Origin of the sequence: Fructobacillus tropaeoli (genome assembly GCF_016860625.1) — a bacterium.
Classification (GTDB): Bacteria; Bacillota; Bacilli; order Lactobacillales; family Lactobacillaceae; genus Fructobacillus; species Fructobacillus tropaeoli.
Window position 1 is genome coordinate 114518 of the sequence record NZ_BOJU01000003.1, and the last position, 25201, is coordinate 139718.

Below are 25201 nucleotides of genomic sequence, written 5' to 3' on the forward strand. Positions count from 1 at the left end.
CTTCTCTTTCTCGCGACAAATTTCCCATTACAGGCGTTTTATTTTTTATTTAGAAAGCCCGAAAACGCTTCCGTCGTTGTTGAATCAACTCGTCGTCAGACAATGTCTGCAACTCCTGAATTTCACTCGACAACTTTTCCTTCATGCCGTTGAAAATCTTGCCATGATTATGACCTTCTGGAATCACCAGGTCAATCACGTTTTCCTTCATCAAATCAGCAGCCGTCAAGCCCATAATGCCAGCAGCTTCATTTGCTCGCTTGGCATCCTTCCACAAAATCGAAGCAAAGCCTTCGGGTGACAAAATTGAGTATGTGGCATTTTCAAACATCCACACTTGGTCAGCCGTAGCCAATGCCAAGGCACCACCTGAACCACCTTCACCATAAATGATCGAGATAATTGGAACAGGCAACTTCATTGACTTCAGAATTGACTGAGCAATTGCTTCCCCTTGACCCAAGGCTTCAGCGTCCTTACCAGGAAAGGCACCAGGCGTGTTGACAAAGGTCACAATTGGGCGGTGGAACTTTGCTGCTTGTTCCATCAATCGTTGCGCTTTCCGGTAGCCCCAAGGTTGGGGTGAGCCGTTCCGCTTGGACAACTTATCGTTGATGTCCGTTCCCTTATCAATGGCAATCACAGTAACAGGCTGGCCGTTTAATCGTGCCAAACCACCGATAACTGATTTGTCATCGCCATAAAGACGGTCGCCATGTAATTCAATGAAATCATCAAAGATGCCATTGATTAATTCGCGCGCCATAAAGCGGTCTTCGCGGGACTTCTTCACCACTTCAGCTGGATCGATTTCTTTTTTAAACAATGTTTTGATAAATTCGAACATTATTCAGCCTCCTGTTGGTGTAATGACACAATATTAGCAATCATGTCAGCCATGTCTTGACGAGGAACAATCTTGTCGACAAAGCCGTTCTCCAAGAGCGTCTCCACTCGTTGGAAGTCCTTTGGTAACTTTTCATGAATCGTTGATTCAATCACACGAGCACCAGCAAAGCCAACCAAAGCGTGTGGTTCGGCCAACGTGACGTCACCCTGCATTGCAAAGGAAGCAGTCACACCACCGGTCGTTGGGTCGGTCAGCACCACTAAGTACAACAAACCAGCTTCCTGGTGTGCGGCAACTGCAGCCGATACCTTAGCCATCTGCATCAAAGAATTAATTCCTTCTTGCATCCGCGCCCCACCAGAAGCCGTAAACATCACGACTGGCAAGCGGTTCTCTGTAGCGTACTCGAAGAGGCGGGTAATCTTTTCACCGGTCATTGAGCCCAGTGAGGCCATCATAAAGTAAGCATCCATGATGCCCAGGGCAACCTTTTCGCCTTCAATCGTGGCCGTCCCAGTCAAAACGGACTCGTTCATCTCAGTTTGCTTCTTAGCCCGGGCTAATTTTTCCTCATAACCAGGGAAATCAGAATGATCAATCGTCAAGTCAGCGTTCATCTCGACAAAGTCTTCCGTCAATAAGGCAACCCGTTCGTGTGCCTGCAAACGGAAACCGTAATTACACTTTGGACAAACGCGGTATGGTCCCAGCTCCTTGTTGTAAATCTGTTCGCCACAGTATGGGCAAGCCAGAAAGAGGCCGTCAGGAATCCGATCCTTAATGGCATCGGTCACCTTAATCTTATTTTGTTCAGGTTTTTTTGAATTAAATAAATCCATATTATTTTGGGCTACGCCCTCTCCCCCTCATCACTGTTTGGGTCTAATGTTTCTTAAGCAAGTGAAAGCCGCTCAAAGGCGGCTTTCGTCAAGAAATTTATTCACCAGCTTGTTTAGCCAGTTTTTCTTCCCACTTTGGCATAAACGTATCTTCAAGATACTTCGTTCCAAAGTTATCTGTCAAGACGTTTTCATCCAGCAACAAGGCCTTTTGGAAAGTCTGTGATGTGGAAACACCCACTAAGGAAGTTTCATCCACCATTCGTTCCAACTTAGCTAAGGCTTCCCCACGCGTTTCATCATGGGCAATCAGCTTCGCAATCATTGAATCATAGAACGGCTGGATGGTGTCGCCATTGTAAAGGGCTGAATCGATTCGAACCCCTGGTCCACCAGTTGGCAAGAAGACAAAGTCAACTTTTCCAGCACTAGGGGCAAAATTAGCTTCTGGCTTTTCAGCCGTCAACCGCATTTCAACGGCGTGACCACTGATTTGAACATCAGCTTGATTTAACTTCAGTTCTTCACCGGCAGCCACTTCGACCTGCAAGCGAACCAAATCCAAGCCCGTCACCATTTCAGTGACTGGGTGCTCAACCTGAATTCGAGTGTTCATTTCCATGAAGTAGAACTTACCTTCTTGGTCTTGAAGAAATTCAATCGTTCCAGTATTTTCATAATCAATCGCGTTCACAGCCTTCGTGACAATGTCCATCAGCTCTTCACGCATTGTTGGTGTCACGGAAGCGGCTGGTGATTCTTCCATCACCTTTTGATTCCGACGTTGCAAAGAACAGTTTCGTTCTGGCAAGCAAATCACGTTACCAAATTGATCGCGAATCACTTGCATTTCGATATGGCGGACATCCGTCATCACCTTTTCGATGTACATATGGTCATCGCCATATGACAACTGCGCTTCGCTTTGGGCATTGATAAAGTTTTCTGCTAGTTCACCCTCTGAGTAAACAAAGCGCATTCCCTTACCACCACCACCGGCAGCAGCCTTCAGCAACAATGGGAATCCCGTCTTTTTTGAAACCTCAATGGCTTCGTCGACGTTATGAATATAACCATCAGAGCCAGGGATTACCGGAACGCCTGCCTTCGTCATTTCTGCTCGAGCATGTTCCTTGTTTCCCATCAAATCGATTGTTTCAGGACGAGGGCCAATCCACTTAATGTTGACATCCCCGACCATTTCGGCAAATAGAGCGTTTTCTGATAAGAACCCATAACCTGGGTGAATTGCTTCAGCACCCGTTAATAGGGCTGCTGTCACAACATTTTTCATGTTTAGGTAAGAATCAGCAGGCTTTGGGCCACCAACACAGATGGCCTCGTCTGCTACTTGAACGTGCAAAGAATCCTTGTCAGCCGTTGAATAAATCGCAACCGTTTGGATGCCCATTTCCTTCAACGTCCGGATAATCCGCACGGCGATTTCGCCACGATTGGCTACCAATACTTTTTTAAACATCTTAATCTCCAACAATAAATGTCAATTCAGCGGTTGTAGCCTTCTTACCATTCACCCAGGCAATTCCTTTTCCTGAACCAACAGGGCCACGCAAGCGATCCAAAACGACTTCTAAGCGCAATTGGTCACCAGGACGAACCATTTGACGGTAGCGAGCCTTCTTAATGCCGCCAAAGTAAGCTGTCTTACCCTTGAACTCGGGCATTGAAAGCAAAGCAACAGCACCAGCTTGGGCCAATGCTTCAACGGTCAAAGCACCTGGGAAAGTTGGGTTACCAGGGAAGTGTCCTTGGAAGATTTCTTCGTTAATGGAAATGTTCTTGATGGCCACACAGCGCTCACCAGGTACTAATTCCTCAACCGTGTCCAACATCAACATTGGGTAACGATGTGGAAGAATTTCTTGAATTTCCTTTGTGTTCAATTGGGTCATAGCTCTTCTCCTTTTAGCTGTCTATGTATATCCAAGCAATGCTTGGACAAGACGATCGGCCGAAATAGCCGTCTAATCTCTTAATCAGTTGTGACACGATAAAGTGGCTTATCAAAATCAACCACTTCTTCGTTATCAACCAAAACTTCAGCAATGGTACCAGAAACGTCTGACTTGATTTCAGTCATCAACTTCATGGCTTCAATGATAGCAACCGTTTCGCCCTTTTCGACGTGGTCGCCAACATTCTTAAAGTTTGGTTCACCTGGCTTTGGTTGGAGATAAACCGTTCCGACCATTGGTGCCTTGATTTCTTTTCCAGCGGCTGCTGGTGCAGCTACTTCAGGTGCAGCGGCCTGAGCTGCTGGCGCTTGATTCACAACAGGTTGTGCTGCGGGTGCACTTGGCGCTACTGGCGCTGGTGTGTTACCGCCTTGAACCTGTTCGTTCTTAGACAAGTGCAATGAAAATTCACCATCTTGGATGTAAACATCGCGCAGGGTAGACTTTTCCAAGTCTGCCATCAATTCACGAATTTCTTTGACATTTAAATTCATTATTGAACTTCCCTCTTACCACTTCTTGAAGACAACAGCTGCGTTATGACCACCAAAACCGTAGTTAGCAGACAAAACATATTCAGGAGCCGTATTCTTGTTCGTTTCGTTAACCAAGTTCACCAACTTTGTGTGCTCATCAGGTTCATCAAAGCCAACGTTAACTGGCAATTGACCACGGTCGATAGCACCAACAGAAGCAACGGCTTCGATGGCACCAGCGGCACCCAAAAGGTGACCAGTCATTCCCTTCGTTGATGAAACCAATACAGAGTTTGGACCAAAGACAGAAGCAACAGCTTCGGCTTCACCTGAATCGTTTGCACCGGTAGCAGTACCGTGGGCGTTCAAATAAGTAACGTCTTCTGGCTTGATATCAGCATCCTTCAAGGCTGCCTTCATTGCCCGAGCAGCTCCTTCACCGTCAGGGGCAGGAGAAGTCATGTGGTAAGCATCTGATGATGCACCATAACCAACCACTTCGGCTAAGATGTTGGCACCACGAGCTTCAGCATGTTCCAAGGACTCCAATACAAGGATTCCTGAACCTTCACCCAAAACAAAACCGTGACGGTTCTTGTCAAATGGCTTTGAAGCTTGTGCAGGGTCTTCTTCCTTTGACAAAGCAGTCAAAGCGGCGAAACCAGCAATTCCAATTTCGTTGACAGTCGCTTCTGAACCACCAGTCAACATCACGTCTTCACGACCCGATTGGATACGCCAGAAGGCTTCACCAATGGCGTTCGTAGCTGAGGCACAAGCCGTTACGACTGTGAAGTTCACGCCACGAGCACCAAAGCGCAATGAAACGTTTCCTGAAACCATGTTCGGAATTGATTCAGGGACGAACAATGGTGAAACGCGTTGTGGTCCCTTTTCGTGCATCTTAATCACTTGTTCTTGGATAGTTGTCAAACCACCAATTCCATTTCCCAAGATAACACCAAAACGTTCTGAATTAGTAACCTTTGACTTTGCTTCTGAACCTTCATCAGGCAACAAACCTGCTTGGTCCAAGGCTTGGTAAGAAGCATCGATAGCATACTGTGAGAACAAGTCCAACTTACGTGCATCACGCTTTCCAACGCGCAAAGCTGGATCAAAACCGTCAACTTGTCCGGCAACTGAAATACCAGTTTCAGTTGCATCAAACTTCGTGATTGGCTTAATTCCTAATTTTTCATCAAAAAGGCCATCCAAGAAGGTCTTTGTATCGTTTCCTAATGGGGTAACAGCCCCCATCCCAGTAATTACGACTCGTGTCATTGCCGCTTCCTTTCTAATCTAAGTAACTTAAAATGAACGATGCTTATTAAATATAAAGGCCACCGTCAACGGTAATCGTTTGTCCAGTCATGTAGTCGTTGCCGGCTAAGAATAGCGCAACATCGGCCACATCATCGATTGAACCAAACCGTGACAAAGGAATTTCATTCAAAATGGCTTCACGCGCCTTGTCTGACAAGGCATCCGTCATATCCGAAATAATCATCCCAGGGGCGATGGCGTTTACGCGGATATTGCGCTTCGCCCCTTCCTTAGCCAAAGACTTTGTCAAACCGATGATACCAGCCTTTGAGGCGGCATAATTGGCCTGACCAACATTGCCCATTTGACCAACAACAGAAGCCATGTTCAAAATCACACCATGCTTTTGTCGAATCATCTTCTTGAAGACGGGTTGCGTCACGTTGAACGTTCCGTTCAAGTTGGTGTTCACAACCTGGGCAAAATCAGCTGGGCTCATCCCCATTACTAACTGGTCCTTGGTAATCCCGGCGTTGTTCACCAAGATATCAATGCCTTCAAAGCCTTCTTGCTTGTACAAGTCTTTGAAAGTTGCTTCGACCGTTTCGGCATCAGCAACGTCAAACTGCAACGTCATTGGCTTTTGCTTGAAGGAGTTGATGACTTCTTCTTTAATAGCAGAACGACCATGCAAGATCACGCGGGCACCCGCATTATCAAAGGCGTGAGCAACGGCTAAGCCGATTCCTCGTGATGACCCAGTTACCAAAACGGTTTGATTAGTAAAGTCCATGGATTCTTATCCTTTCTCTGCGTTGATCGCATCAACGACTTTTTGATAGGAAGCAAAGTCCGTCACCGTGTACTTGGTAACATCCTTTGGCGCAATTTTCTTTGCAAATTTAACGAGCGTGGCAGCAGGACCAATTTCAACCAAAGTATCAACTCCGGCATCCACCATCTCCTGCAAGCATTGTGCAAAGTAGGTTGGCGAAACAATCTGCTTCGTCAAGGTATCCTTGACTGTTTCAGCTGTAAAGGCTTGCTTCGTCGTGTTGGAATAAACAGGATAAACCCCTGCACCAAATTCTTCTCCTGCCAAGCGCGTGGCCATCTTTTCAGAGGCTTCATTTAGCAATGGCGTGTGGAAGGCACCAACAACTGGCAACTCGACCTGCTTTTTCACGCCGGCTTCCGTTAATGCCTCAACAGCCTGGTCAACATCGGCTTTGACACCGCCGATAACCAGTTGTGAAAAGGTATTAAAATTAGCTGGGTAAACTTGTAGGCCCTGCTTTTGCAAACCTTCAACAACCTCAACAATCATGTCTTGGTTATCATCCAAAACCGCAACCATCTTGCCGGGGTTCTGATCGCCGACCTCTTGCATGTATTGCCCACGGTCTTTAACCAAGGCAATCGCCTGCTCAAAAGTCAGGATACCATTGGCCACTAAGGCTGGATATTCACCCAAGGAAAGACCCAAACCAGCAACAACATCCGTTAAGCCCGCATCCTTTAATGAAGCAGCTAAGGCCGCATCCATCGCCACGATGGCTGGTTGTGCATACTGTGTTTGCCGAATTTTTTCTTCGTCTTGGTCTAACTCGTTTAAGTCATAGCCCAAGATGGCAGAAGCCTTATCAATATAAGCCTTGTAGCCTGGCAAGTTTTCATAGAGGTCAGTCCCCATGCCCGCTTGCTGTGATCCCTGACCGTTGAATAGCAGTCCTACTTTCATTAGAAACCTCGCTTATTTTGCCTTGTTTTCAATGCCCATGATGTCCGTTGCTTGTGCCCAAATTTCAGCCAAGATTTCAGCAACAGGCTTTTCGTCATTGACCATTCCTGAAATTTGACCAGCCATGAAGGCCCCACCGTTCTTGTCACCATCGACAACGGCAGCACGCAAGGTTCCTGATTCAAGCTTTTCAACTGTTTCGTAATCAGGTTCTGGCTTACCGATTTCTTCTACTTCGCGCTTCACGTATTCCTTGGCCATCTTGTTCTTCAAGACACGGACACGTGAACCAACAATATTACCAGTGATAATCGTATCAATATCACGGGCCTTCAAGACCTTGGCCTTGTAGTTTGGGTGGACTTCAGATTCAGTCGCCGTCAAGAAACGAGTTCCCATTTGGACCCCTGAGGCACCCAAGGCAAAGGCAGCGGCAACACCGCGACCATCACCGATTCCACCAGCGGCAATAACGGGAATATCAACGGCATCAACAACTTGTGGCACCAAAGCCATCGTTGTCATTTGACCAATGTGGCCACCTGATTCCATTCCTTCAGCAACCACGGCATCAACACCCTTACGTTGCATCATCTTCGCCATTGAAACGGATGGCACAACAGGGATAACCGTTACGCCTGCAGCATGCAATTCTTCCAAGAATGGTGATGGATCACCGGCACCGGTTGCCACAACCTTCACGCCTTCTTCCAAAATGACATCGAAGACTTCGCGAATGTGACGAGACATCAACATCACGTTGACCCCAAAAGGCTTATCCGTTAATTCCTTGGCACGACGAACTTCACGACGAACTTCGTCACCATGCCAGTAACCAGTTCCAATGAAACCAAGTCCACCTGCTTCAGATACAGCGGCAGCTAAGGCACCTGTACCGGCCCAAGTCATCCCACCTTCAACGATTGGGTACTTCATCCCTAATTTATCAAAAATGGGGTTGTCAATTTTAAATGTCATAATCTCTGCCTCTTTATTTTATCTATCTGTATGTATGCGGTTAAAAACCGCTTGATGCTTACTTCTTGTCAAGTTGGTCCTTGATCTTGTTAACCAAGTCTTGAACAGTCTTAACTTCTTCAGTTTCTTCCAACTTGATGTCGAAGTCGTCTTCGACACGGTTCAAAACTTCGAACAAGTCCAATGAATCAGCATCGATGTCATCAGTCATGTTAGTAGTCAATGAAACTTCTGAATCTTCCAAATCGAATTGGTCGATCAAAATTTCCTTAACCTTGTCAAAAATTTCTTCGTTAGTCATGAGCATGCTCTCCTATATAGATGTTCGTATTGCAATACGTTGGATTTTTACGGTGCAGTCTACTACACCGCAATTCTGATTTTTTATTTTTTAATTAAAGTTGCCAAATTTGGACACCAATCGCAAGACCGCCGCCAAAGCCGACAAAGGCAATCTTCATGCCGGGCTTAATCTGACCACTGCGACGCAATTCGTCGAGCAGGATGGCCGTTGAACCGGCGGATGTGTTGCCATATTCTTCCATGTTCGTTGGGAACTTGTCCATTGATTGGCCAAAGTTCTTTGCCATGGATTCCACAATACGCTTGTTTGCCTGGTGGGCCAGGTAAAAGTCAACGTCGTCGGCCTCAAGTCCAGCCTTTTCCAAAGCCTTCTGCATCACCTTGGGCACTTCACGCGTGGCAAAGCTATAAACGCTCCGACCGTCCTGGTGGAAGTATGGATCGAGTGGTGAAATTTCACCAGCAAAGGCATTCTTGTTGGCAAAGCGGCCAGTCAAGATTGCTTGACCGCGGTCACCAAACGACTGCAATTCTTCTGCAATCAAACCAACCGGTTCATCCGTCTTCTCAAGCAAAACGCCACCAGCGCCATCTCCGAACAAGACAGAAACAGTCCGGTCTTTCCAGTCAACCAGCTTTGACAGCACTTCCGCTCCAATAAACATCCCCTTCTGATAACGACCAGATGAAAGGAAAGAAGAGGCAACGGACATACCGTAAACAAAGCCGGAACAAGCCGCATTCAAATCAAAGGCAAAAGCGTTTGGTGCTTCGATATTTCCCTGCACAATCGCAGCTGTATGGGGAGAAAGGGCATCGGGTGACATGGTCCCCACGATAATAAAGTCCAAATCAGCGGCATCCCAACCTGATTGTTCCAATAACTTTTTGGCAACACTGGTTGCCAGATCTGATGTATTCTCAGTTGTCACAACGTGGCGTTGGTGAATACCAGTTCGTGGATAAATCCACTCATCACTGGTATCCATCAATTCCGTCAAGTCATCATTTGTTACCACTCGTTCTGGCACTTGCATGGCCGTGGTAACAATCTTAATGTTTTCCATAATTTTTCACAATCCCGTTCGACTAACTATCAATTAAGGCCTTCAAATAAGCTTGTAAGTTATGTACCGCTCGTTCCATCGCTAGTGCCTCTTCATTGGACATATCGTCCAACAAAGCTTTGGTCACCTTAAAATGAAGCGCTTGGTGCGCCCGGTATAAGATTCGCCCTTGATGGGTTAAACCTAATTTCACCACCCGCTTATCTTCCTTTGACCGACGGCGTTCGACATACCCCTTATCCACTAAGCGATCGATGGCCGTGGTCATCGCACTTGGGCTTAGGTGAACAGCCTTTGCCACCTGCGAGGCTGTTTTTTCCTCGTACATGGAAATCGCATAAATCGTATGCACTTCTTTGACCGTCAAAGCCGAAAAAGGGCTCTGTTTGAGTTCGTATTCTTCCACCCAAACAACATTGGCAAACATCTCCATCAAATCACGATTGATTTGCTTGACGTTGACCTGCTGGTTAGCCAGCTCAGTTTTGCTCATCAGGTGCCACCACGAACATTAGTTCCGCGCTGGTTGCGACCTTATCATTGACCTTAGCCGTGACCATAACGGTCCCCATGTTCTCTCGAACTTTGCCAAATGTAACGTGTAGCTTCAAAACATCACCAGGAACAACCATCTTCTTGAACTTGGCATCATTGATACCTGTCATGTAGGCTGTCTTGCCCTTAAATTGTGGTGATGACAAAATCAAGATTGACGCTGCTTGCGCCAATGACTCAATAATCAAGACACCGGGCATCACTGGGTTACCAGGAAAATGTCCTTGGAAGAATTGTTCGTTAATCGTCACGTTTTTAACAGCAACAATTGATTCATCAGGAACCATTTCTTCAACGTAGTCCATATAGATGATTGGGTAACGGTTTGGAATGAGGTCCATAATTTCAGTCGTAGTCAGTACTGGCATTAGGGTTTCCTTTCTTAATGGCCGAGAATGGCCCTAGTTAACTTTAATTCACAATAAAAACAGTCTAACAGTTAATACTTCGATAGTCAAACTATTAGCGTTTCTCAACTCATTTTAACACTTTCTACCTATATTAATTATTAAAAATCAGCTTGCCCCGCGACAGTTATTTAATAGCTTAGATTGATATGGAAAAGCTTAGAAAAATCAGCCCTTTCACAACCTCGTACTGTAGTGCCCGACATAGTGTGTGAGATACTTATCCACATTTCATTTCGAAATCTTTTGATTGCCCTCAAACATCGAGAACAATCAACCGGTTTTGCCACTCTGTCATAAAGTCGTGACTAAACCATTCCTTGACCCGACGAGTCCGATAACCAACCGAGGCATTGTAAAAGGTCGTTCGCTGAATTGGCAACGCTTGAACATGAAGGTGCAAGTGACCAGAAATGGCAGCCTGAACCTGATTAGATACCGCTAAATCACCAACGGCCTGACTGCCTAAAAAGGACCGCAGCACATCCAGCCGTTCCATGCGAAACGGCATTTGATCAATAAAGGCCTGTTCCTGGGCAAAATGGTTAATTAAGATTGGAGTTTTCCCCACCTTCTTTGCTTCTTTGATGTCCTGTTTCATCTGATTTAAGTTAATGGCCAACCTTTCTGGATCGGTCATCGGCTGTTCAATCCGTCGATCATACCAAAATTCACGCTTAAAGCGTGTGATTTCCGCAACGCTATGCTGGTTTTGGTCAAAGCTATAATCATACCAGCCATTATTGCCAATCAAACGGGCCGAACCAATATCCAACGTTTTATGGTGGAAATAAAGGTCATCCACCGGACTTTCCAACTCCTGGTAACTGACCCCCGCCCCCATTTCATGATTGCCGGCCAAAAAGCGGATCACCGTGGCCGGCCCTAACCGTCGCTGCAGGTCGCGGGCAAAGTCTAATGTCTTATCAAAGCGATTAAACAGATCCCCCGCGATGACATAAACCGCAATCTGATTTTTTTGCAGATAGGCGGCTTGTTGCTCCAACGCCCACTCTGTTTCAACCTTATTTAAATCCAAATGATTATCTGACGAAATAGCAACTTGCATCTTGACCCTCATGTTCTTCTTGTTCGTATAACCCAGTCTACCACGAGAGGACAAGCAAGGTCGGTTGCTGGCAGCTGATTTTATAATGATTCAGTCAAAAAGAGCGCCCGTAAAGCACAGGTGCTCTTTTTGATTTAATATTCTCATCTCACTTTTTGTTCTTACCTAGTGCGAACAAATACACCGCTGAAGACAATCCCAAAGCTGCCAAAGCAAAAGCGTCCTTATCACTCTCGTGATGCTTGCCTGTTTGTGGCAAAACTGATGATGCCCGTGAAACAGATGAAGGTGTCACAGCTGTCACTGTTTGGTCCGGTTGGACTAATGCACTCGGATTGTCCACCGGTGCCACTGAGCTGGTCTGTACTGGAACACTGGCACTCGCTGATCCAGGTTGACTCGTACTGGTTGAGATACTTGCGCTCACTGATTCAGGTTGACTCGTACTGGTTGAAGTGCTTGCACTCACTGATTCAGGTTGACTCGTACTGGTTGAGGTACTTGCGCTCGCTGATTCGGGTTGACTCGTACTGGTTGAAGTGCCTGCACTCACTGATTCAGGTTGACTCGTACTGGTTGAGGTACTTGCACTGACTGATTCAGACTGGCTCGTACTGGTTGGGGCACTGGTGCTTGCTGATTCAGACTGGTTCGTGCTGGTTGAAGCACTTGCGCTTGCTGATTCGGATTGACTCGTGCTGGTTGAAGTACTTGCGCTTGCTGATTCAGATTGGCTCGTGCTGGTTGAAGTACTTGCGCTAGCCGATGCAGACTGGCTAGCACTGGTTGATGCACTGGCACTAGCTGACTCAGACTGGCTCGTACTGGTTGATGCGCTGGTACTTGCTGATTCAGATTGACTTGCACTTGTTGATACACTGGCACTAGCTGACTCAGACTGGCTCGTACTGGTTGATGCGCTGGTACTTGCTGATTCAGATTGACTTGCACTTGTTGAAGCGCTGGCGCTTGCTGATTCACTAGCACTTTCCGAGCCACCCCCGTTATTAGAAGGTGTGGTACTAGTTGATGGATCTGGAGTAGGGTTCGTGTTCGTCGTATTAGCCTTATAAACATAAGTATACGTCGCATCATCCTTGCTATACGTACCATTGACACTGTATGAACCATCACTATTCTTCACAGCCCCTTCGGGTAGCTTGCTCTCGTCTAGAGTATAGCCATCAATCGATAAGCTATCTGCCGAAAAGCTATCTTTAGTCATAAAGCCAAGGGTATCATCATTTGGTGCTAATTGATTGCCACTTTCATCCACGTAACGAGTTGTGACCATCGTCTGACCATTCGCAGTATTGTGTAGAATTGCATTGGTGTAAACAGGCGTTTTCTTATCATAGAAACCCTTGTTATCAGAAAAAGTAATATCGTAGCGAACCTGTTGATTGTCGTTATTAGGATTAATCGCTTTAAAATTACTTAAAACAGTAAATGGGAAATAAAAATTTCCCTGGCCATCCCCATACTTACTTTCCATTTGTGCAATCACATCATCAGAAACACTAGCGTACTGAGACTTAATCACGTGCTCAAACTGTTCTTTTGTTAACTTGTAGTACTGTGAGGGACCGTAATTGATAATTACTTTCAATTCATTATCTGATACACGTACTACTGAATATTGGTTAGCGGCGGGTTGATCACCGTCTGCCTTTGATGTCCAAGCAGTCTGCGCACCACCAACTGCATTTGAAGTGCTGCCACTATTATTAGCTGCTTGGTCGGTCCAACCTGCTGTCTCAGTCGCGGGTCCATAGCCACTAGCGGAGGCCAAATGAGGCCAGAAATAGCCCCCATCTTCAATATAAACCGGTGTCACCTTTCCCTGGGAAGAGGCTGTCGCCTTAATATCAATCGTTTGAATATAATCTTTTCCATCATTTAAAATAACCGGTTCAGTAAAGGCCAAGCCATCGGTATTTGTAATCGTTGTTCGTGCTGAAACACCGTTCGAATTGACATCAGCAACATTATCCTTCATCTGCTGCGGCGTATTATTTTCTTTATAATCTGGTTGTGTTGGCTGAGCGGCCCAAGAGTAAGTATGCGTTTGGTCCGCTACCGTTTCACTAATGGATAAATCAGTTCCATTACCAGCAGACTTTGGGAAAATCTGTCCGGAAGCCGTATTAAAGTTCAAAGTAATCTGATGCGCACGACTCGAGTCAAAGCTAGCTCCATTTAAAGGTAATTGGATGGTTTGACTGGCCGCATCATAAGAAACGCTCGTGGATAAGACAGTATTTGTTGCACTTTCGATGACCTGACTATTAAAATTCGACAAATTAAAAGTCTGCATGCCGGGTTGATTATCAATATTAGTCGCAAGTGGAATGCTAATAGTATCGCCTTGCTTGAGAGTAGTATTGGCATTAATTGTAAAAGTCACCGAGGATGTACCACCATTACCACGCAATGAATCAAAAGTTCCGGTTGGAATTTGTTGACCATCTTGGTATGACCACGTAATGCTATCGGTCTTCACAATTCCTTGTTTGGCTAAATCAGTATAATTAAAAGTTTGTACCTGATTGTTAGTCTGAGTGGATGCATTTCCATCAGCAAAAGCTGGTGTGGTCAGCCCCTCACTAGCAAAAGTAAGGCCACCAGCAACGGCAAAAGCTGATATTGAAAGCACTACCCAATTCTTCTTGACTTTTTTCAGAACCTTACGTTCGTTAACTTTCGTCAATTGCATTTTATTATACTTCATGAAAATAGCCCTCCATTTCAACTAATGAATCATCATCATTTTAAAACTTCTCCTTGTTAACTCGAGAACATTGTATCAAACATATTTCTTTATGTACACTTTTGTTTCTATTGTATCTGTTTAGGTTAGATTATGTGCACAAAAAAAAGAACGCCGAAGCGTTCTTCCTTTATATAAATGATTATACGTTTGCAAAGTGCAACAAAGTACGGATCATGTTTGAAGTGAAACCGTATTCGTTGTCGTACCATGAAACAGTCTTAACCAATTGCTTGTCACCGGCTTCGACGATTTGCGTTTGAGTAGCATCGAAAGTAGCACCGTGAGTGTCACCAATGATGTCTGATGAAACGATTTCGTCTTCGTTGTAGCCAAATGAGTCAGAAGCGGCTGCCTTCATAGCTGCATTGATTTCGTCTGCTGAAACCTTCTTTGACAAAACTGAAGTCAATTCAGTAACAGAACCGTCAACAACGGCAACACGTTGTGCGTGACCGTCAACCTTACCCTTCAATTCTGGAACAACAAGGCCGATAGCCTTAGCAGCACCAGTTGAGTGAGGGATAGTGTTTACTGAAGCAGTACGGTTTGAACGGAACTTCTTTGACTTAGGTCCATCCAAAATCATTTGAGTTGAAGTAAAGGCGTGGATAGTAGTCATCGTTGCCACTTCAACACCGAATTGGTCTTGCAATACACGAGCCATTGGAGCCAATGACTGTGTAGTACATGAACCAGCTGAAACGATCTTGTCGTCAGCCTTCAAGATGTCTTGGTTTACACCATAAACAACAGTTGGTACATCACCAGCTGGAGCTGAGATCAAAACCTTCTTAGCACCTGCGTCCAAGTGGGCTTGTGACTTTTCGGCTGAAGTATAGAAACCAGTAGCTTCCAATACATATTCAACACCATCGTTCTTAACCCAAGGAATGTTCTTTGCATCGCGTTCTGCATAAACAGTGTAGTGCTTACCGTTAACCACGATACCAGTTTCATCAGCAGAAACTTCAGCATCCAAAGTTCCATGAGTTGAGTCATACTTCAACAAGTATGCCAACATTGATGGGCTAGTCAAATCGTTGATGGCTGCAACTTCAACATCAGCTGCTGAGTCGCCAAGTTCCAAGATACGACGGAATGCCAAACGACCAATCCGACCGAATCCATTAATACCAATCTTCACAGTCATGTGTGTAGACCTCCAATTAATTTTTTGACTTATGTCAACAAGGACATTATAACACAAAGGCTAGAAACCAGTGCAAGTGTTCACTAGAAATTGTTTGGAAAATTAACCATACCATTTCCTGATTTTGTCGGATAACTGAAAGAAAACTGTCTTTTTTATTCATTGAAATCCTTGCTATAATATTCCTATTATTATGAAACACATGGAGAGATGATTATGAATAAATACTTTACTACCAAAACCATCACGACTTTGGCCGTGATTACTGCTTTAAACCTCGCCCTTTCTTATGTGGTGCGAATTCCAACACCAGGTGGCTACGTCAACCTAGTGGAAGCCGGTATTTTCTTAGTGGCACTATTGGGTAGCGCGCGTTCTGGCATGATTGTTGGTGGTTTATCCGGTTTGCTCTTAGATCTTTTAGCCGGTTATGCCGCCTGGGCCCCCTTCTCTTTGGTCATTCACGGCTTAGAGGGTTACTTGGCCGGGTTGATTGGTGCTAAAAAATCAGTGATGAGCCAAACGATTGCCGTTATCGTGGCTTCCTTTGTCATGGTTGTCGGCTACTTCTTTGCCACAGCCTTCCTTTCACACAGCTGGGCGACCGGCTTTGCTTCAATCATCGGTAACATTGCCCAATGTGCCTTTGGTCTAATTATTGCCCTTGTCGTTCGTCCCGCTTTGTCAAAACGCGTGACCTTAAACTAATTGATGCAAGACAAGAAGCAACAAAAATAAAAAGCCTTGACCAACTGATGAAAAACCCAAGATTAGGATAACGAAACTATGGGGGCCATCTGTTAACGTTGATTGGGCTTTTTTCTTTACCATTTATCTTTACAAACGCTTTTAATTTGTTTAATCAATGAACTAAACATGTAGACAAAACGACAATTTGGTATAGTTTAGATTTCATTTCCAAATGAAACTGTGAGATAATCGTATTAAGCTTTCAACTTAGGAGGAATCTAGAAAATGACAGCATACGATTACGATGTTTTGTACCTCGGGGCCGGCCACGGGGCCTTTGATGGTGCACCACTCCTGGCTCAGGCCGGTAAAAAAGTCGCCTTTGTCGAAAAAGAAAAGGTCGGCGGAACCTGCCCAAATTGGGGTTGCAACGCCAAAGTTATCCTGGAAAACGCAGTTTCCTTACAACGTGAATTACGTGCTTCAAACGGCATTGTTTCAGGTAGTGGCGACATTGACTGGACCAAGAACATGGCCCGTAAAAAGGAAATCATCGCCATCTTCCCAAACGCCATCCAAGGCGGGATGGAAGAATTGGGCATCAAGTTCTACTTCGGTGCTGGTCGCTTAGCAGACGCCCACACTGTGACAATCGGTGATCAGACCGTTACGGCCGAAAACATCGTGATTGCCACTGGTATGCACTCCCATCGCTTGGACATCCCCGGTGCTGAGTACCTCCACGATTCAAAGGACTTCTTGTCACTAGACCAAGCACCCGACAAGATGGTCATTATTGGGGCGGGCTATATCGGCCTCGAAACTGCTTCAATGATGAACGCTGCGGGCGTTGCCGTCACGGTTATTCTTCGTTCCGACCGCGCTTTGCCTGAATTTAACCAACGCTATAGCAATGCTTTGGTGCAAACCCTTGAAAAACAAGGCATTACATTCGTCAAGAATAGTCAGACTGAAAGTGTCGAACAAGTTACTTCCGGCTTTGCCGTTAAGACTTCAACCGGTACCTATGAAGCCGATTACGTCATGGATGCTACCGGTCGCACACCAAATACGGCCGACCTTGGTCTGGAAGATTTGGGAATCGAATTCGACAAGGCCGGGATTGCGGTTAACGAATACCTCCAAACAGCCGTGCCGAATATTTATGCAACCGGCGACGTAGTGAAGAAGGATCAGCCAAAGTTGACCCCAACAGCAACATTCGAATCCCAGTATGTTGCCAAGCGCCTCTTGGGCCAAGATGACAAAGCCATCGACTATCCAGCTATCGGTACCACAGTCTTCACGACCCCTCGTTTGGCTCAAGCCGGCGTAACACTCGATGAAGCTGCCGCTCACCCTGATCAATATGATGTCGTTGAAAAGGATGTCATGGATGACTGGTACCGCATGGTCGATTACGAAAAGGAAGGCCACCTTTCATTGATTTATGACAAGGAAAAGCACTTGGTTGGTGCAATCGAAATTTCAGAACACGCAGAGGACATCATCAATGCTCTCTTGCCTGCCATTGAATTCGCCTACACACCAGCACAACTCAGTCGCTTGGTCACAATTTTCCCAACGATTGGTTATTCTGCTATCGGCGACCTTCTTTAAAATCAGAACTGATTTTAAAGCCCAAAGGAAACATTCCTTGGGGCTTTTTTAAAATAAATTTGTCGAAAGACGGCAGATAGTTTATACTTTCATTAGTCATTAATTGGTTCAGAGAAGCCAGATGATTTGCTTACGCTTAATTTTTAACACAATAAGACTATTCTCTGAACTTTTTTAGGGAATAGTCTTTTTTCTTGCCCATGAAGGAGAGTAACCATGGAAAAACCACTAATGATTGCCTTGGACTTTGACGACTTAGCCGCCGTCACTGCCTTTTTAGATCGTTTTCCCGACCCCAGCCAATTAACCGTCAAGGTCGGGATGGAGCTCTTCTACCAAGCTGGGCCAGCCATTATCACTGATTTAAAAAAGCGCGGTTGCGACATTTTCTTAGACCTCAAGCTCTTTGATATCCCCAACACCGTCCGCCAAGCAATGGCTCAAATCGGCCAACTCGGTGTCGACTATGTGACCGTTCATTCACTGGGTGGGTCTGCCATGTTGAAAGCTGCCAAAGAAGGTTTGGAAATCGGTGCGGCAAAGGCCGGCGTCGATGCCCCTGCCCTCCTGGCAGTCACAGAGCTAACTTCCATTTCCGATGAAGTCCTGAAAAACGAACAACACGCGGCCCTGCCAATGCAGGACCAAGTCTTGGCCTTAGCCCAAATGGCGGACCAGGCCGGCTGCGACGGCGTTATCTGCTCCGCCTTGGAGTTGACAACACTCAACGCCCATTTGCGTCCTGATTTTCTCTTCGTTGTCCCTGGCATTCGCATGCAAGAGGACCAAACGGGTGACCAAGTTCGCGTCGCTAGTCCCGACCAAGCAGCTGCGGACGGTGCCAAGGCCATCGTCGTTGGCCGGCCAATTACCAAGGCGAGCGACCCAGTTGCTGCTTGGCACCGCTATCAAAATGCTTGGCAAGGCTGATTTTTACCAACAAAAAGATATTAAAAGAAAGAATGAAAGGTTTTACCCATGACAGTTTCAACTGAAGCAATTCTCCAAGACTTAATCGATCACAGAATCGTCCAATTGAAGGTTGACGATACCTTCACCTTTGCCTCTGGCATCCAGTCACCAATCTATACCGACCTGCGCCAAACGATTTCTTATCCAACAACACGCCACGCCATCACCAAGGCCTTAGCCGAACTGATTAAGGAGCAATACCCTCAAGTATCAGTGATTGCCGGTGTTGCCACGGCCGGCATCCCCCAAGCAGCCCTAGTTGCTGCCGAATTAGACTTGCCAATGGTTTATGTTCGTTCCAAGCCAAAGGACCATGGTACCGGTCGCCAAGTCGAAGGTGTTATCCAAGCAGATGACCAAGTGGTCTTGATTGATGACCTGATTTCAACCGGCGGATCCGTCCTTGGTGCTGCGAAGGCTGTCAAAAACGAAGGCTTCAACGTAGCTGGTGTGGTTTCCATCTTCTCGTATGGTTTCCCAGATGCTGACAAGAACTTCCAAGAGGCTGGCTTTGCCTTTGCCCCACTTTTGACTTATAACGGCTTAATCAAGTTATTGGCCCACCAAAAGGTGATTAGTGATGAAGACCATGCCCGCCTAGCCAAGTGGCACCAAGACCCATGGGCTTGGCCACTGAAGTAAGACTTTATTGCCAGGTGGCCAGCGATTCCGCCATGCCACACTACTAACATTTTTCATACCCAGCGTTTCGTCAAACAAACAAAAAAAGGTGGTTGCTCACGCAACCGCCTTTTTTACTGATTTTTATTCAATTCCTGAACCAGGTTCAATGACTTCTGGCAAAACCGAAACGGTCACAATGCCGTTCTTTTCGGCAGAAAGAATCATTCCTTCTGATAACTCGCCAGCCATCTTCCGTGGTGCCATATTGGCCACGATTGCCACTGTCTTGCCTAACAAGACTTCGGGCTCTGGGTACCATTGACGAATTCCCGACAAAATTTGACGTGGTTTGTCAGAACCATCATCCAAAGTGAACTTAATCAACTTCTTTGACTTTTCCACAAATTCAGCAGCCGTAATCTTAGCCGCCAAAATTTCGACCTTATCAAAATCGTCGTACTCAATCAAATCCTTATGTTGGATTTCTTCGCTCACTTCTTGCTCCTTTGCGCCCTGCTTAGCGGCTTCTTTGACTGCCCGGCCCTTACCCTTGGTATCCTTTGAGACCAATGAAGCAATGTAGGCAACTTCTTCTTCCACATCCAAACGAGGGAAGATTGGTTCACCCTTGGCAACCACCTTCGTACCTGCTGGTACTTGATCGATGGCAAGTCCAACCAGTGAAACACCCTTTTCAGGGTAGTCTAATCCAAGTTGAGCAAACATTTGTCGTGGCGCATCCGTCATGACTGGTTGCAACATTGCTGCAACTGCACGAAGTGCTCCAGCCAAGTGAGCCAAAACTGATTGCAAAGCTGCCTTCGCGTCTTCGTCTTCGCCTGACTTCTTAGCCAAAACCCAAGGCTCTGTTTCATCAATATACTTGTTGGCACGACGAACAACACCCCAAACAGCTTCAAGCGCATCCGCTGTATGAACAGAACTCAAGTGTTGATTGTATTCTGTAATCTGCTTTTCAACAACCAGGTCCAAGTCCTCATCAAAATCAGTCTTGCCGGTTGTAAAGGCTGGAATCACACCATCTTCATACTTATTAATCATGGCTACCGTTCGATTCAAAAGGTTTCCCAAATCATTAGCCAAATCAAAGTTCACGCGTGACACAAAGTCTTCGGGTGAGAAGACCCCATCGTTGCCAAATGGCATTGAGCGCAACAGGTAGTAACGAACAGCGTCCAAGCCATAACGGGCCGTTAAGTCTTCAGGATAAATCACGTTCCCCTTTGACTTCGACATCTTGCCATCCTTCATCACCAGCCAACCGTGACCAATGATTTCCTTTGGCAATTCCAAACCGAGCGCATGCAACATGATTGGCCAGTAAATAATATGGAAACGAACAATTTCCTTTCCAACCAATTGCACATTAGCCGGCCAAAACTTCTTCAAAAGTGAATCATCAGCTGAATCGTAACCCAAGGCAGTAATATAGTTAGCCAAGGCATCAATCCAAACATAAATGACGTGGCGTTCATCGCCTGGAACAGGAACACCCCAGTTCGAAGAAGTTCGTGTCACAGCCAAATCTTCCAAGCCCGGTAAAATGAAGTTTTGCAACATTTCATTCATTCGTGCATGTGGTTGGACAAAATCAGGATGTGACTTGTAGTAATCAACCAACCAGTCGGCATACTTGGACATCTTGAAGAAGTATGATTCTTCTTGAATCTTTTCGACTTCATGACCAGAAGGTGCCTTACCACCAATCATCTTACCGTTCTCATCACGGTAAACTTCAGCCAATTGTGATTCCGTGAAATACTCTTCATCGGAAACAGAGTACCAACCTTCGTATTGGCCCTTGTAGATGTCGCCTTGGTCCAATAATTGCTGGAAGATCTTCTGGACAGCCTTTTCGTGGCCTTCGTCAGTCGTTCGAATAAACTTATCATATGAAATACCCATCAATGACCACAGGTCCTTGATGTCCTTAATCATCTTGTCCAAATATTCGATTTCACTTGTACCGGCTTCGTTCGCCTTCTTTTGAATCTTTTCCCCGTGTTCATCGGTTCCAGTCAAAAAGAAGACGTCTTCATCCAAAAGACGGTGGTAACGAGCAGTGGCATCCGCCAAAACTGTCGTATAAGTATTTCCCAATTGTAGCTTTCCTGATGGATAGTAAATTGGGGTTGTGATATAAAATGTTTTCTTGTCTGACATATGAGTCCTTTCTGGTCAAATGATGACCGATACCATGTTTTCATTATAGCAAAAGCCGGCTAGCCCGACTAGGTGGCCGAACAAGCATTCAGTCAGACTTTCCAGTAAACCATTTTGGAAAAATCAGCAATAAAAGCCGAACAATCGCTTTTAACCGACTATTTTGAAAGTAAACCAATTTTGTCTTTTTTGGCAAAATCAGTTCAATTCTGTTGACAAAGTTTTCTTGTCCCGTTACACTGATAAAAAGAAATCGGAGAAGATTAATGTTAGCTAAAAACTTAACTAACAACCCAAACATGACTGCGGTAAAGTGTTACTTACCGCTTTTTTAGGGTGGGTCTATCTGATTTACAGACGTAAAAACCGCCCTTGGTGTACACTAGGGGCGGTTTTATTTTGCACTGTTTTACCTAATTGAGGAGAAGAAGTAAGATGAATAAGAAAGTTTTGATTTTACTGGCCGGGATTATCGTGGTCATCGGTGGTATCTTTGGTTTTGCCCAGTTAAATCAACCAAAAAAAGATGAGACCATCAAGCCCGGAACATTAACTGTTGGCTTGGAAGGAACCTATGCACCATTTTCTTACCACGACGATTCTGGTAAGTTGGTTGGCTACGAAGTCGACATGGCCAAGGCCATCGGTAAGAAATTGAACATGAAGGTCACTTTCGTTCAAACAAAGTGGGACTCTTTGATTGCCGGTCTTGGCTCAAACCGTTATGACGCCGTGATTAACAACATCGGTATTCGTCCCGACCGTGAAAAGAACTACCGAATGTCAGAACCTTACCTTTACTCAAAATCAGTTTTGATTAAGCGTAGCGGTGAGACTGATTTGAACTCATTGGCTGACATCAAGGGCAAGACGATGGCCCAGTCATTGACATCAAACTACGGTCAAGTTGCCCAACAAAAGGGTGCCAACATCAAGGCCGTTGCCGGTATCGTTGAAGCCATGAACTTGATTACGACAAACCGTGCCGATGGTTCTTTGAATGACCAAGGTGCCTTTGCCGCTTGGAAGAAGGCTAATCCTGACGCTGATTTGACCACAGTTGATATCTCAAAGGATATCCAATCCGTACCAACCGGTGTTTTGATGAACAAGAAGAACGCCGCTTTGCAAAAGGACATGAACAAGGCCATTTCTGAGTTGAAGAAGGATGGTACCTTGACAAAGCTTTCTAAGAAGTACTTTGGTATGGACTTGAGCCACGACTAATTAATAAAAGTAAAGAGGAACTCTTTCATGACAGATTTTATCGATCTGGCAATCAAATACTTGCCAAGACTGTTAGTGGCGGCTTTTCAATACACCCTGCCGTTGACGGCCATTTCCTTCTTCTTTGGAATTATCTTTGCCATCACGACCGCTTTGATTCGCGTTGCTAAGGCACCGCAGAACGAGTGGGCTGATGCCGCTTTGAAAATTTTAAAGGGTGTTGCCGCCACCTATGTCTGGTTTTTCCGGTCAACGCCAATGTTGGTACAATTGTTCATTGTTTTCTACGGCTTGCCAAACGCCCACATTGCCCTGTTCCAATCAGCCTGGGTTTCGGCCATCACGGTCTTTTCTCTGAACACCGGGGCTTATGCTTCCGAATCCATTCGAGCAGCTATCTCATCGGTCTCCGAGGTTCAAAAGCAGGCAGCTGAGTCGCTTGGCATGACAACCACGCAGGTTTACCTCTACGTTGTCTTGCCACAGGCGGCCCGCATTTCAATTCCGCCGTTGTCGAACTCGCTGATTTCCCTATTAAAGGACACATCACTGGCGTCCGTGATTACAATTGTGGAAATGTTTTACCTTTCCCAACAAATTGCTGCAACGAACTATAAGGTCCTCTCGATGTACATCCTCGTAGCCATGGTCTATGCCGTCTTTACGTCGATTCTCTCGGTTGGCCAACACTACCTAGAAAAGTACACATCGAGGTTTGCCCAATGATTAAAGTTGAAAATTTAAGCAAAAAGTACCCCGATAAGAATGCCCTCGATGACATTTCCGTCACCTTCCCGGCTGAAGAGACGACGGCCATTGTCGGTCCTTCTGGTTCTGGAAAATCAACCCTCTTGCACTCACTCAATTTGCTTGAGCGACCAACGAGCGGCCGGTTGATTGTCGATGAACTTGACCTGAATCTGGATAAGACCCTCACCAAGGCGCAAGTTCTCGATGTCCGCAAGCACTTCGGCATGGTCTTTCAAGAAAAAGCCCTCTTTACTCATTTAACAGTCCTCAAAAATTTAACTGAAGGACCCACTAAGGTTAAAAAAATCAGCCAAGACCAAGCTTTGGAAAAGGCCCATGCCTTACTCAAGCAGTTCAATATGGAGGAGTTAGCCAATCGCTATCCCTACCAGTTGTCCGGTGGGCAACAACAACGAGTAGCCATCTTAAGAGCGCTGGCAATGGAGCCCCAATACCTTCTCTTAGACGAGCCCACCTCTGCCTTGGACCCTGAGCTAGAAGCCCAAGTTCTACGTGTTCTGCGCGAATTAGCTCAAAAAGAAACCTCCATGATTATCGTCACCCACAACATGGCCTTTGCTCAACAAGTGGCCGATAAAATCGTCTTTATCGACAATGGCCACGTTGGCTATGATGGCAAGACAGAGGATTTCTTCAATTCAAATGATCCTCGAATCAAACAATTCTTAGGAGCAATGACTTTCTAATGACAAAAAAACGTTCTTATAAGCAGCGGCCCAACCGGCCCAAGCACTTTGGTTCGGCCGTCACAGCCTTAATTTTGGTTGTGGCGGCTTTGTCGTTCTTACCAGGTAAAAACGGCCATAATCAAAGTTACCAAAAGACAAACACAACTACCGCGAGCCAAAGCCTGAATAGGTCAAAGAGTGCTCCTCGGCCTGCCGCCACAACTAATTCCGACCAAGATCTTTTAAAGATTAAATGGGATGGCACGCTCGACGGTGATATCGTCCACATTAACCAAAATCAGGCCACCTTTACCAGCCAGGAATTGCAACAGACCTTCCCAGCTCAAAGCGGTAACAAGTTACGGCCAACCAATGGTTTAGCCTTATCCGCCCTTGATTCGCTCGGTCGGTCTGGGCAAGCAAACTTTGTCGCTACCAAAGCCAGCATGGATGCAGTCACTAAGCGGCCCGCCCGCATTCCCGAAAGTGTCCGTCCTTCCGGTTGGTATATTAACGACCACTTTACAGGAAGTGCCTGGGTTGGCGGTTATCATAAAAATCCACAGGTGAACCTTGGCGGTAGCAAGCAAGCTCTTTGGAACAAGTCCCATATTGTTGGCTACCAATTCTTCGGGATGGCCACCATGGTGACCGAAAATATGACGACCGGAACCCGCGTCGAAAATGCCTATCCCGGGCAATTGGTACCCGAAGATGATATCCGCAATGCATTGAAAACAAACCCTAATATTAGCATTCGCGGCCAGGTCACACCACTTTATAACGGCACTGACCGACTGCCACAGGGCGTCCATTATATGGCCAAATCAGTTGAAGACAACGGCAAGACTTTGAACCTGAACTACTGGATTTTTAATGTCGAGCCTGGTGTTACCATCAACTACCAGACTGGTGATGCGCAAATAAATTAACTAATATTCAAGTCACAACAAAAGGACCGCTACCCTGATGATAGATGGTAGCGGTCCTTTTAT

The 25201-nt window shown here is 45.8% G+C and carries 25 protein-coding genes; 8 read left to right on the forward strand and 17 right to left on the reverse strand.

Annotated features, from left to right (window positions below; all coding sequences use genetic code 11):
- Positions 1 to 49: 49 nt before the first annotated feature.
- The 16 genes from accA to gap form a co-directional block, all read right to left on the reverse strand.
- Positions 50 to 847, reverse strand: a complete 798-nt coding sequence (gene accA / locus FT12353_RS04670; RefSeq protein WP_203618875.1) for a carboxyltransferase subunit alpha — start codon at positions 845 to 847, stop codon at positions 50 to 52.
- A complete protein-coding gene (accD, locus tag FT12353_RS04675; protein WP_059393794.1) occupies positions 847 to 1689 on the reverse strand; it encodes an acetyl-CoA carboxylase, carboxyltransferase subunit beta in 843 nt (280 codons plus the stop codon). Before accD ends, accA begins: the two co-directional genes overlap by 1 nt.
- A gap of 97 nt (positions 1690 to 1786) precedes the next feature.
- Entirely contained in the window at positions 1787 to 3169 is a 1383-nt protein-coding gene (locus FT12353_RS04680) for an acetyl-CoA carboxylase biotin carboxylase subunit (RefSeq protein ID WP_203618877.1), read from the reverse strand.
- Position 3170: 1 nt separating this feature from the next.
- On the reverse strand, positions 3171 to 3602 hold the full coding sequence (gene fabZ, locus FT12353_RS04685) for a 3-hydroxyacyl-ACP dehydratase FabZ (RefSeq protein WP_047974611.1): 432 nt from the start codon (positions 3600 to 3602) through the stop codon (positions 3171 to 3173).
- Positions 3603 to 3682: 80 nt separating this feature from the next.
- Positions 3683 to 4159, reverse strand: coding sequence for an acetyl-CoA carboxylase biotin carboxyl carrier protein (gene accB, locus FT12353_RS04690; RefSeq protein ID WP_203618879.1), 477 nt, complete (start codon positions 4157 to 4159; stop codon positions 3683 to 3685).
- Between the two features lie 15 nt (positions 4160 to 4174).
- Positions 4175 to 5425, reverse strand: a complete 1251-nt coding sequence (fabF, locus tag FT12353_RS04695; RefSeq protein ID WP_203618887.1) for a beta-ketoacyl-ACP synthase II — start codon at positions 5423 to 5425, stop codon at positions 4175 to 4177.
- Positions 5426 to 5471: 46 nt separating this feature from the next.
- A complete protein-coding gene (locus FT12353_RS04700) occupies positions 5472 to 6200 on the reverse strand; it encodes a beta-ketoacyl-ACP reductase (protein WP_203618889.1) in 729 nt (242 codons plus the stop codon).
- Between the two features lie 6 nt (positions 6201 to 6206).
- A complete protein-coding gene (locus FT12353_RS04705; RefSeq protein WP_203618891.1) occupies positions 6207 to 7148 on the reverse strand; it encodes an ACP S-malonyltransferase in 942 nt (313 codons plus the stop codon).
- A 12-nt stretch (positions 7149 to 7160) separates the two neighbouring features.
- Complete coding sequence (locus FT12353_RS04710; protein WP_168778816.1) at positions 7161 to 8126, reverse strand: DUF561 domain-containing protein; 966 nt, start codon at positions 8124 to 8126, stop codon at positions 7161 to 7163.
- Between the two features lie 58 nt (positions 8127 to 8184).
- Positions 8185 to 8427, reverse strand: a complete 243-nt coding sequence (locus FT12353_RS04715; protein ID WP_047974605.1) for an acyl carrier protein — start codon at positions 8425 to 8427, stop codon at positions 8185 to 8187.
- A gap of 94 nt (positions 8428 to 8521) precedes the next feature.
- Entirely contained in the window at positions 8522 to 9496 is a 975-nt protein-coding gene (locus FT12353_RS04720; RefSeq protein ID WP_203618893.1) for a beta-ketoacyl-ACP synthase III, read from the reverse strand.
- 22 nt (positions 9497 to 9518) lie between these two features.
- Entirely contained in the window at positions 9519 to 9989 is a 471-nt protein-coding gene (locus FT12353_RS04725) for a MarR family winged helix-turn-helix transcriptional regulator (protein WP_203618895.1), read from the reverse strand.
- Positions 9976 to 10419, reverse strand: coding sequence for a 3-hydroxyacyl-ACP dehydratase FabZ (fabZ, locus tag FT12353_RS04730; protein ID WP_047974602.1), 444 nt, complete (start codon positions 10417 to 10419; stop codon positions 9976 to 9978). The genes FT12353_RS04725 and fabZ (FT12353_RS04730) overlap by 14 nt, the downstream gene beginning before the upstream one ends.
- A gap of 295 nt (positions 10420 to 10714) precedes the next feature.
- Positions 10715 to 11527, reverse strand: a complete 813-nt coding sequence (locus tag FT12353_RS04735; RefSeq protein WP_203618897.1) for a metallophosphoesterase — start codon at positions 11525 to 11527, stop codon at positions 10715 to 10717.
- Between the two features lie 148 nt (positions 11528 to 11675).
- Positions 11676 to 14258, reverse strand: coding sequence for a MucBP domain-containing protein (locus FT12353_RS08585; protein WP_203618899.1), 2583 nt, complete (start codon positions 14256 to 14258; stop codon positions 11676 to 11678).
- Between the two features lie 181 nt (positions 14259 to 14439).
- The gene (gap, locus tag FT12353_RS04745; RefSeq protein ID WP_059393806.1) at positions 14440 to 15450 is read right to left on the reverse strand and encodes a type I glyceraldehyde-3-phosphate dehydrogenase; all 1011 of its coding nucleotides are present in this window, start codon (positions 15448 to 15450) and stop codon (positions 14440 to 14442) included.
- Positions 15451 to 15666: 216 nt separating this feature from the next.
- Here gap and FT12353_RS04750 point away from each other — a divergent pair, with 216 nt between their 5' ends.
- The 4 genes from FT12353_RS04750 (at position 15667) to pyrE (ending at position 19374) form a co-directional block, all read left to right on the forward strand.
- Entirely contained in the window at positions 15667 to 16158 is a 492-nt protein-coding gene (locus tag FT12353_RS04750) for an ECF transporter S component (RefSeq protein ID WP_059393807.1), read from the forward strand.
- Positions 16159 to 16425: 267 nt separating this feature from the next.
- On the forward strand, positions 16426 to 17760 hold the full coding sequence (locus FT12353_RS04755; RefSeq protein WP_203618901.1) for a dihydrolipoyl dehydrogenase family protein: 1335 nt from the start codon (positions 16426 to 16428) through the stop codon (positions 17758 to 17760).
- Positions 17761 to 17976: 216 nt separating this feature from the next.
- Positions 17977 to 18690, forward strand: a complete 714-nt coding sequence (pyrF, locus tag FT12353_RS04760) for an orotidine-5'-phosphate decarboxylase (protein WP_059393809.1) — start codon at positions 17977 to 17979, stop codon at positions 18688 to 18690.
- 48 nt (positions 18691 to 18738) lie between these two features.
- Complete coding sequence (pyrE, locus tag FT12353_RS04765; protein ID WP_203618903.1) at positions 18739 to 19374, forward strand: orotate phosphoribosyltransferase; 636 nt, start codon at positions 18739 to 18741, stop codon at positions 19372 to 19374.
- Positions 19375 to 19497: 123 nt separating this feature from the next.
- On the opposite strand, the gene metG is transcribed toward pyrE, so the two are convergent.
- A complete protein-coding gene (gene metG, locus FT12353_RS04770) occupies positions 19498 to 21540 on the reverse strand; it encodes a methionine--tRNA ligase (protein ID WP_059393811.1) in 2043 nt (680 codons plus the stop codon).
- 435 nt (positions 21541 to 21975) lie between these two features.
- Between metG and FT12353_RS04775 the strand changes: the two genes are divergently transcribed.
- From FT12353_RS04775 to FT12353_RS04790, 4 genes are read left to right on the forward strand one after another with little or no spacing between them, the layout of a single operon-like run.
- Positions 21976 to 22767: a transporter substrate-binding domain-containing protein gene (locus FT12353_RS04775; RefSeq protein ID WP_059393813.1), complete on the forward strand. Its 792-nt coding sequence runs from the start codon at positions 21976 to 21978 to the stop codon at positions 22765 to 22767.
- Positions 22768 to 22794: 27 nt separating this feature from the next.
- On the forward strand, positions 22795 to 23493 hold the full coding sequence (locus FT12353_RS04780) for an amino acid ABC transporter permease (protein WP_059393814.1): 699 nt from the start codon (positions 22795 to 22797) through the stop codon (positions 23491 to 23493).
- On the forward strand, positions 23490 to 24224 hold the full coding sequence (locus FT12353_RS04785) for an amino acid ABC transporter ATP-binding protein (RefSeq protein WP_059393815.1): 735 nt from the start codon (positions 23490 to 23492) through the stop codon (positions 24222 to 24224). The genes FT12353_RS04780 and FT12353_RS04785 overlap by 4 nt, the downstream gene beginning before the upstream one ends.
- Complete coding sequence (locus FT12353_RS04790; protein ID WP_059393816.1) at positions 24224 to 25138, forward strand: DNA/RNA non-specific endonuclease; 915 nt, start codon at positions 24224 to 24226, stop codon at positions 25136 to 25138. Before FT12353_RS04785 ends, FT12353_RS04790 begins: the two co-directional genes overlap by 1 nt.
- Positions 25139 to 25201: the final 63 nt, after the last annotated feature.